This is a genomic window from Tateyamaria sp. (assembly GCF_059783535.1).
In genome coordinates this window covers 2,699-11,757 of sequence record NZ_JBYNDP010000043.1, presented here as the reverse complement: position 1 = coordinate 11,757, position 9,059 = coordinate 2,699, and the positions used below count along the sequence as shown (strand labels likewise).

7 protein-coding genes are annotated in these 9,059 nt (G+C 59.0%); 3 read left to right on the top strand and 4 right to left on the bottom strand.

Features of this window, described 5'->3' with window-relative positions; genetic code table 11:
- From AC6RA8_RS10420 to phaZ, 3 genes are all read right to left on the bottom strand, one after another.
- Positions 1–2,608, bottom strand: a 2,608-nt coding sequence (locus AC6RA8_RS10420) for a beta strand repeat-containing protein (protein ID WP_500352618.1), incomplete at its 3' end; no start/stop codon positions are given.
- 479 nt (positions 2,609–3,087) lie between these two features.
- A complete protein-coding gene (locus AC6RA8_RS10415) occupies positions 3,088–3,669 on the bottom strand; it encodes a DUF6151 family protein (RefSeq protein ID WP_500352617.1) in 582 nt (193 codons plus the stop codon).
- Between the two features lie 3 nt (positions 3,670–3,672).
- Positions 3,673–4,947, bottom strand: a complete 1,275-nt coding sequence (phaZ, locus tag AC6RA8_RS10410) for a polyhydroxyalkanoate depolymerase (protein ID WP_500352616.1) — start codon at positions 4,945–4,947, stop codon at positions 3,673–3,675.
- A 152-nt stretch (positions 4,948–5,099) separates the two neighbouring features.
- Between phaZ and AC6RA8_RS10405 the strand changes: the two genes are divergently transcribed.
- The gene (locus tag AC6RA8_RS10405) at positions 5,100–6,905 is read left to right on the top strand and encodes a PHA/PHB synthase family protein (RefSeq protein WP_500352614.1); all 1,806 of its coding nucleotides are present in this window, start codon (positions 5,100–5,102) and stop codon (positions 6,903–6,905) included.
- Positions 6,906–7,047: 142 nt separating this feature from the next.
- Complete coding sequence (locus AC6RA8_RS10400; RefSeq protein ID WP_500352612.1) at positions 7,048–7,497, top strand: phasin family protein; 450 nt, start codon at positions 7,048–7,050, stop codon at positions 7,495–7,497.
- Positions 7,498–7,585: 88 nt separating this feature from the next.
- Here AC6RA8_RS10400 and AC6RA8_RS10395 read toward each other — a convergent pair whose 3' ends face one another.
- Positions 7,586–8,458 carry a LysR family transcriptional regulator gene (locus AC6RA8_RS10395; protein WP_500352611.1) on the bottom strand — a complete coding sequence of 291 codons (873 nt, stop codon included), beginning with the start codon at positions 8,456–8,458 and terminating at the stop codon, positions 7,586–7,588.
- Positions 8,459–8,556: 98 nt separating this feature from the next.
- On the opposite strand from AC6RA8_RS10395, the gene AC6RA8_RS10390 reads away from it, so the two are divergent.
- Positions 8,557–9,059: NAD-dependent epimerase/dehydratase family protein (locus AC6RA8_RS10390; RefSeq protein ID WP_500352609.1), on the top strand; the 503-nt coding region annotated here is incomplete at its 3' end.

The following is a 9,059-nucleotide window of genomic DNA, read 5'->3' as shown; positions in this document are numbered from 1 at the left end:
TGACGAGGTTTTGGAAGGCAAACGCCTCGGACCCGCCATCGGTTTCGGCGGTGAAGGTCAGGTTCAGGGTGGACCCGGTGCCTTCGATCGATCCGGTCAGGGTTTGCAATATGTTTGACAGAACCTCGCCCGACCCGGCAAGGGTCAGAGGGTCGCTGAGCGTTTCGACGCTTCCGCCTGCAAGGGTGTAGTCGAGTGACGCGGCCTCGTCGGCCACGAAGTCGAACAGAGACATCTCGGTGCCGCCGTCGATGTTGTAGGTGAAGGTGAAGCTGTCGGAGCTTTCGAAATCGCCCATGGCGCCTGCGTCAATCGACAGCATCAGATCGCTGAAGCCGGAAATGTCAAAGGCCCATGTGGCGGACACCGGGCCGGATGTGTCGCTGTTGACCGTATCTGTCGCGCCAAAGAACGGGTCAGTGTTTGTGCTGCTGTCGATGATGCCGAGGCTGTCGCTTGGGAAGCTTCCGGCACTGTCATCCACAAGGCTGAACGGTATGGATCCGCTTGTGCCCACCTGGAAGATCCCGAACCCATCCCCGGCGCTGGAAAAGTCTGGCGCGTTGTTTGTGAAGGAAATCAGGTTCACATCCGCACCGCCCGTCAGGGTCGATGCGACGATCTGGGGCCCGGCAGGTGTCGCCGCTTCGACCACAAGGTTCTGGATGGCAAACGCTTCTGATCCGCCGTCCGTGTTGGCCGTCAGGGTGATGTTGAGAACGGACCCGGTGCCTGCCAGATCGGCGCTGAGCGTTTGCAGAACATTGGACAACACCTCGCCCGTTCCGCCCACGGTCAGTGGATCATCCAGTGTTTCGATGTTGCCGTTGGCCAGAGTGTAGTCCTGCGAGGCATCCTCATCCGCGACGAACTCGAACAGCACAATGTCTGCGCCGCCGTCAATGCTGTAGGTGATGACAAAGCTGTCGGTGCTTTCAAAGTCGCCCATGGCGCCCGCATCGACACTGAGGCTGAGATCGCTTTCGCCAGCAATGTCGAAGGACCACGTGGCCGTGACGTCGCCATCATTGTCGCTGTTTTGCGTATCGGTGGCACCGAAAAACACATCGGTGTTGGTGCTGCTGTCGATGATGCCGAGGCTGTCGGCCGGGAAACTTCCGGCGCTGTCATCAACGAGGCTGAATGGCACAGAGCCTGACCCTGCTTGAAAGAAGCCGAACCCATCGCCGGCGCTGGAGAAGGTTGGTGCGGAGTTGACGAAATTGAGCAGGCCCAGCGATGCGCTGCCGACCATGTCGAATGCAATGGTGCTGGTTCCGCCGCCGCCGGTTTGGGGGGCGGGAATGACCTGCACAGCGACGGCGCGGGTGGTGGTTTCGGTGCCATCCGACACTGTCAGCTCAAGGTCGTAGATATTGTCGCCGCCCGCATCGAGCGGGTTGTCCACTTCCGGCGGCGCGACAAAGCTGATGGCCCCGGTTTCTGCATCGATTGTGAAAAACGCGGCATCGTCGCCGGACAGCGAGAAGGTCAGTGTGTCGCCATCGGGATCGTCCGCGCTGATGACGGCTTGAAACGCGCTGTTGCCTTCGATCAAGCAGATCTGGTCGACGGCCAGCAGGTTTGGCGCTTCGCCTTCACCCTCGATGGTGACTGTGACTGTCGCGGTGACGGTGCTGCCGTTGCCATCCGTGACTGTATAGGTGAATGTGTCGGTTGCGGTTTCCCCGGCGCCGAGATTGTCAAAGACCGAACCCGGATCATATGTCACCTCGCCATCCACCAGGCTGACCGTGGCGCCAGAGGCACTGGTTTCTGAAACAGCCGTGATTTCAAGCGCATCACCGTCCGCGTCCGTATCATTGGCCAGCAACGCGGCCGTCGTTATGGTCAGGACGCCACTTTCGCTGACGGTTGCCGTGTCATCACCTGCGATGACCGGATCATTTTCGCCGGTGATTGTGACTGTGACGGTGGCAGTATCCGTCCCGCCATTTCCATCATCGACGACATAGGTGAACGTGTCCGTGGCGGTCTCGCCCGCGCCCAAATAGTCGAAGACTGTGCCCGGATCGTAGCTGATTTCGCCATCGTTGAGCGTGACCTGCGCACCGGCTGCGCTGACGGCCGAAACGGAGGTGATCGCGATCATATCCCCGTCGAACTCGCGATCATTCTCCAAAAGCGCGTTGGCCGTGATGGTCAATGTCGCGTTTTCTGAGGTCGCAACGTCGTCGTCGCCTGCAAGAACGGCGTTGTTCTCACCGTTCAGGAAAAGGGTATAGTCGTCTGCTGCAAAATACAGCGCCTCGACACTGTAAAGCGTGTCGCGGCCCGCATCCTCAACACTCGGGTTGATGGACGTTACCGTGGTTGGACCCCACCAGCTTCGCACATTGATCGAATAGTCGACGATCGACCCGGCATACTGTGCCGTATCAAACCCAAAGCCACCAAAGATCCGGTCGTTTCCGGCACCGCCGTTAATGACATCATTTCCGAACCCGGCAAAAATGCGGTCGTTTCCAGCACCCGATGAGATGGTGTCGTTTCCGCCAAATGCGAAGATGAAGTCTCGTCCATCAGTGCCTGTCAGGACATCATCGCTCCAGGATCCGAATTCAAAGTTACGATAGTGGCGGCTCATTTCGATTCCCCTTTAGGAAGATGCTTGGGTGTTGTGTTCTCATCAAACTGTGAAAGTTTTTGAACAATAGAGCGACAGTATCGGAGGCCGATTTTTTCTCCAACTGGTTGTACTCAATACGCGACGGTATCGGCCAAATTCTGCGTGCATTTTGTGCAGAACCTAAAATGCCTGAACGCAAGCAGCGTCCAGCATGGGTCCTATGCTCAATAATCCGGCGGTTGCGCCGCGATGGGCAGGTGCAGGCGGGACGTAAAAGCTTGTTCACAAGCTTTGCGTGCCGAGCCTGTTCTGGTTGACTGGCCAGAGGGGGCTGCTCCGACTGTTCAGGGGACTTGGGTGGCTGGCTGCTGCGCTCTTCGTCAGGCAGTCCGGCGTCAAACGGTTGACCTATGACGCGCTCAGTAGCCGAATTGCGGTTTTAGGCAGTTATCCGACAAGCGGAGCTGGCGAAACGCATGAACTGTTTCGGGAAAAGGCTAGCCCCGGTTCGGATAAAGTCTGGCCCGTTCCGCTTCGGGCAACAGGTGGATGTCCCGGACAGGCGTTCCGTCTGCATTGAAAAACGGTGTTTGCTTCCACAGGCCCGTGATCCGCCGCCACAGCACGCGTTTGGCGAACCTGAACATGAAAAGCAAACCACCTTCGTGCCCGCGTTTGCCATTGGGTTTGCGGACATATGCCCGCGCCACGATCGGGCCCAGTGGGCTGTCATCCTCAAGCCGATCTGTGCGGAACGAGGCAAAGGCCAGCTTGGGGGTGCGCACCGTCTTGAACAGGATGGCGCCGCAGCAACGGGCCTGCCATTGCAGCAGCCCCTTTTCGGAGAGGGAGAAGACCGAAAGTTGGTCTTCGCCTGCATCGAACCGCACGCGATCAGGGACGGTTTGATAGACTTGTACGCCACCGGGAGCCGGGTCGGGTTGACCGGCGTAAAGCTCGGCCGCGCGGCAGTCGTGGCAGAAGCATTCGGCGCGGGTGCCGTTTGTCGGGGACACGCCCAGAAGTGTGCCCCGCAATTTTCCGCAATCACAGGCGAAGGGAAGATCCGCGCCTGCCATGGCTTAAGCTGCTTTGTTTTTGTTGGCCGCCTTTTTCGGAGGTGTCTTGGGCGAATTGGCGTCGATGAATTCGAGCACAAGAGGGCGGATGTTTTTGCGCCAACTTTTGCCCGCGAAGATGCCGTAGTGGCCCGCGCCGGGTTCGACGTGGCTTGCCTTTTTCTCGTCCGGCAGGCCCGTGCAAAGATCGAGCGCGGCAACGCATTGGCCGGGGGCCGAGATGTCGTCATTCGCGCCTTCGACGGTTTTGACCGCGACGGTTGTGATCTTGCCGATGTCGACCTGTTTGCCGTTCACGGTGAAGATGTTCTTGGCGATTTCGCAGCGTTTGAAGATGCGGTCGACGGTCGACAGGTAGAACTCGGCCGTCATGTCCATCACCGCGAGGTATTCGTCGTAGAAGCGGTTGTGTTTGTCGTGATCGCTGGACTCTCCGCGCGCGGCGCGCCCGATCTGGTCGCTGAACGCCTTGGAGTGCTTTTCGGCGTTCATGGACATGAACGAGGCCAGCTGCAGCAGGCCCGGATAGACCATTCGTCCGACGCCGGGGTATTTGAAGCCCACGCGCTGGATCATCGTTTCCTCAAGCTGGCCCATGGTGACCCGGCGGCCGAAGTCGGTCACTTCGGTCGGTGTCGCGTCGGGGTCGATGGGGCCACCGATGAGGGTGAGCGACCGGGGCTGAGCTTTGGGGTCTTCCTCGGCCAGGTAGGCTGTGGCTGCGAGTGTCAGCGGCGCAGGCTGGCAGACGGCGATCACGTGGGTGTCGGGCCCAAGCTCGCGCATGAAGTCCACGAGGTAGAGCGTGTAATCCTCGACATCGAACTTGCCGGCGCTGACGGGGATGTCGCGGGCATTGTGCCAGTCGGTGATGTAGACCTCGCAATTGACCAGCAGCGATTTGACGGTCGAGCGGAGGAGCGTGGCGTAGTGGCCGGACATCGGCGCCACGAGCAGAATCTTGCGGGGCTGTGTCTTGCGACCAGACACATTGAAGTGGATGAGGTCGCCGAAAGGCTTCTCGACCACTTTGTCTATGCTCACGAGGTGGTCCCGGCCGTCTTCGCAGGTGAAGGTGCGAATGCCCCAGTCGGGTTTGGCCACCATACGTTCGAAGGTACGTTCTGTGACCTCGCCCCAGGCAGACATCATCTGCAGCGCCGGGTTGGGCAGGGCGGCAAAAGCGGGGTAGGCCCCGATTGCACGGGCAGTGGCGCCCAGCCATTGGTTCGTATTCCGCATGGTTTCCATGAAGTCGTAGCTGATCATGTAGCGCATCGCGCTCTCCTTCACTCTTTAGGGGCGGGCACGCACGGTCCCGCGTCGGACGGTTTGTCGCTTTGCCCCCTGAAACATGCGACCATACATAGGCGGCGCTGACACGCTGGCGTCATTGCTGCACATGCGAACACTACGGGGAAGACCTTAACATGACAACCGACGACACAACCGGTGGTGCTGTCACGGGGGAAAACCTCGATAAATTGAATACTAATCTCCGTAAGGTTGAGGAGTTGACGCAACGACTCACCCAGGTTTTGACGCACCGCAGCACGCACAATGCGGCGCTCGACGGCCCGAATCAGGAGCTGTTCACAAAGGCGGCCACGGCCTATTGGCACGAAGCCTTCCGTGATCCGGCCAAAGTGTTGGAGCACCAGTTGCAGTTCTGGTCGAAATCCGTGACCCATTTTGTCGAAGCGCAGCAGGCGCTCGCTTCCGGCAAGTTGCAGGCCCCCGCAAAGCCCGGCCCAAAGGATCGCCGCTTTGCCAACCCGCTGTGGGATACGCATCCTTACTTCAACTACGTCAAGCAGCAGTACCTGATAAATGCGGATGCGGTTGAGCAGGCGGTCGAGGCCGTGTCGGACCTTGAGCCGAAGGAAAAGCAGCGCCTCGCCTATTTCTCGCGCCAGATCGTGGACATGATGGCGCCCACGAATTTCCTGGCGACCAACCCGGATGCGCTTGAAAAGGCAGTGGCGACCGAGGGCCAAAGCCTGATTGACGGGCTTGAGAACCTGATTTCCGATCTAGAGACCAATAACGGCGAACTGATTGTGAAGCTGGCCGATGACAAAGCGTTCGAGTTGGGCGGCAATATCGCCACCACGCCGGGTAAGGTCATTTACCGCAATCGGATGATGGAGTTGATCCAGTACACTCCTACGACCGAGAAGGTGCACAGAACCCCCATTGTGCTGTTCCCGCCATGGATCAACAAGTTCTACATCCTTGACCTCAAACAGCAGAATTCGCTGGTGAAGTGGATTGTCGAACAGGGGCACACCCTGTTTGTGGTGTCCTGGGTGAATCCCGACGCGACCTATGCCGGGGTCGGCATGGAAGATTACATCGAGGACGGATATTTGGCCGCCATCCGCGAGGCCAAGGCCATCACCGGCCAGAAGCAGGTCAACGCCATCGGCTATTGCATCGCGGGCACTACGCTGTCGCTCACCCTCAGCCTGCTGAAACAGCGCAAGGACAAGTCGATCAGGTCCGCCACGTTCTTTACGGCGTTGACGGATTTCAGCGATCAGGGAGAGTTCACACCGTTCCTGACGGATGACTTCATTGACGGCATCGAAGCGGAATGCGCCGACAAGGGGATTTTGCCCTCGGTCATCATGGCGCGGACATTCACCTTCCTGCGTTCCACGGACCTTGTTTATACGCCCGCGATCAAGAGCTACATGATGGGCGAGACGCCACCTGCCTTTGATCTGCTTTATTGGAATGGGGACGGGGCCAACCTGCCAGCCAAGATGGCGATGCAGTATTTGCGCGGTCTGTGTCAGCGCAATGAGCTGGCAGAGGGTGGGTTCGACCTGATGGGGCATCACCTGGAACTGGGCGATATCGACGTGCCGCTCTGCGCCATCGCGTGCGAGACGGATCACATCGCACCGTGGAAAGACAGTTATCGCGGCGTGCAGCAGATGGGGTCCAAGGACAAGACCTTCATCATGACCCAATCAGGCCACATCGCCGGGATCGTGAACCCGCCCAGCAAGAACAAATACGGTCACTACACCAATGAAGATCTGAGCCTTGATCACGAAGCGTGGTTGAAGGCTGCCGACTTCCATGAAGGGTCGTGGTGGCCGCGCTGGGGTGCCTGGCTGAAAAAGCAGGGTGGGGCGATGGTGAATGCACGTAAACCGGGTGATTCTGCCCATCCCGTGCTCGAAGATGCCCCCGGATCCTATGTGACCGTCAAGGCAAGGCCCTGATTTCTAACATCCTTTCCGCAACGGAAAGCTATTTTTGCTGCAGTGCAGCAAAAGGGTTGATTTGCTGCGCTGCAGCATGTATATCTTTCGCAGACGCAGAAACGTGGGGATGGGCCCGCAGCGCTCACAAGGATCGAAGACAATGGCCAAGCAGACACAAGACATGACCGCAATGTTCAAAGACATGATGGGTGCATTCCCTGTCGACACAGCGGCAATGGAAGACGCATTCAAGACAGCGACCACGCTGAACGAAAAACTGAGCCACGTCGCAATCGACGCGGCTGAGAAGTCCACCGAAATCTCCTCCAAGTGGACCAAAGAAACTCTGGCGAAACTGGGCGACATGTCCAAAGCCAAGGCAGAGCCTGCCGACTACGCCAAAGCGATGACCGACTTCGCGTCGTCCTACGCTGAAGTGACAGCCGAGCACATGGCTGCTTTCGCCGAGGTTGCCAAGAAAGTCCAAATGGACACCGTCGAACTGATGATGGCCGCAGGCAAGGACATGAGCGAAGACGCGCAAGCAGCCGTCAAAAAAGCGACCGGTGACATGACCGCCGCTGCCAAGAAAGCTGCTGCTGCGAAGTAATCGCACACGACATATCGCGCCAACTTTCCTCCCTGAAAGGCGCGGTGACTACGGCGGGCCCCACGTGGCCCGCCTTTTTCTTTTGTGGTCAGGCCAGGTGTTTGGCCAGCCAGTCATAGACCCGACGCACGCGCGGGATGCGCCGCAAGTCCGGGTGGGCCGTGAGCCAAAGCGGCATGCTGCCCACATCCATATCCTTTGAGACCCGGATCACACGTGGATCCGCATCCCCAACGCGCCGCTGACCAAAGCCGATACCGTACCCGGCCACCACCATGTGCCAGCACAGCACCTGGTCATCGCTGCGGAAGGCAAAAAAATCGCGGCCAACCTGGAACCCGCGCTGGGCAAAGCCGTCGATGATCAGTTGGCTGCGGTCATAGCCAATGATGCTGTGGTGCATCAGGTCGTCGAGCGTTTCAGGCGTGCCGTGTTTTTCGATGTAGCTGGGCGCCGCATATACGCCAAGCGTCAGGTCCGCGATGTGTTTGGCAATCACGTCAGGCTGGGTGGGGCGGTACATGCGGAGCGCGATATCCGCCTCACGTCGCAGCAGGTTCTCGGTTGTGTCGGAGGCCATCACTTCGATTTCGATCCCGGGATAGGTCGCGTGCAGCTCGCACAGGATCGGGGGCAAGATGAAGTTCGCAACCACGTGGCTGGCTGTCAGTCGGACGGTGCCAGCAACTTCTTTGCCATGACCATCGCGGTCTGTGCCAAACCGGGCGGCGGCGTCGGCCATTGTTGTCGCATGTGCCAGCAGATCGGTGCCCTCATCCGTCAGGACCATGCCGCCACTTGAGCGGTCGAAAAGCCGGGTGCCCAGCGTCGCTTCCAGTTGCGCAATGTGGCGGCTGAGCGTGGGTTGGCTGCTGTTCTGCGCCCGGGCGGCGGCCGAGAGAGAGCCGTGTTCCGCGACAGCGGCGAAGGATTGGATCTGGGACCAGTCTGGTTGGGTCATCTATTCATATTTGGATGGGTTGTTTCGAATTGACGCGGATCATATTCGAATTTCTTTGGCCTAGATAGAGCTCACTTCACAATCGAGAGGATGGATTTATGGCATCAGTCATTGTTTTGGGCGCAAAGGGCCGGTTCGGGCGGGCAGCGGCGCAAGCCTTTGCCGAGGCGGGTTGGACCGTGACACGGGCTGGTCGTGGGCTCAGCGGCGCGGATTGCGTTGAGGTGGATGCAACAGATGCACAGGCGTTGAAGGAGGTTTGCGCGGGAAAGGATGTAATCGTGAATGCGGTGAACCCGCCCTATGATCAGTGGCAGCGGACCATTCCCAAGCTGACCGATGCGGTGATTGCGGCGACGCGCGCCACTGGGGCGACCGTGATGATCCCGGGCAATATCTACAACTACGGACGCCTGTTGCCGCCTGTGTTACGCGAGGACACGCCATGGGTCGTGAACACGCGCAAAGGCGGCATTCGCATTCGTATGGAGGAGGCCTATCGCGACAGCGGCGTGCGGACCATCGTGCTGCGCGGCGGCGATTTTTTTGACACCGTGCAGTCAGGCAATTGGTTCGAAAGCTACATCGCGCCCAAAGCCGC

What these genes read in the sequence shown, in the direction of transcription:
- AC6RA8_RS10415 (WP_500352617.1), bottom strand. Translation starts at nt 3,669, where the DNA reads ATGGCAGGCGCGGATCTTCCCTTCGCCTGTGATTGCGGAAAATTGCGG.
- phaZ (WP_500352616.1), bottom strand. Translation starts at nt 4,947, where the DNA reads ATGCGCTACATGATCAGCTACGACTTCATGGAAACCATGCGGAATACG.
- AC6RA8_RS10405 (WP_500352614.1), top strand. Translation starts at nt 5,100, where the DNA reads ATGACAACCGACGACACAACCGGTGGTGCTGTCACGGGGGAAAACCTC.
- AC6RA8_RS10400 (WP_500352612.1), top strand. Translation starts at nt 7,048, where the DNA reads ATGGCCAAGCAGACACAAGACATGACCGCAATGTTCAAAGACATGATG.
- AC6RA8_RS10395 (WP_500352611.1), bottom strand. Translation starts at nt 8,458, where the DNA reads ATGACCCAACCAGACTGGTCCCAGATCCAATCCTTCGCCGCTGTCGCG.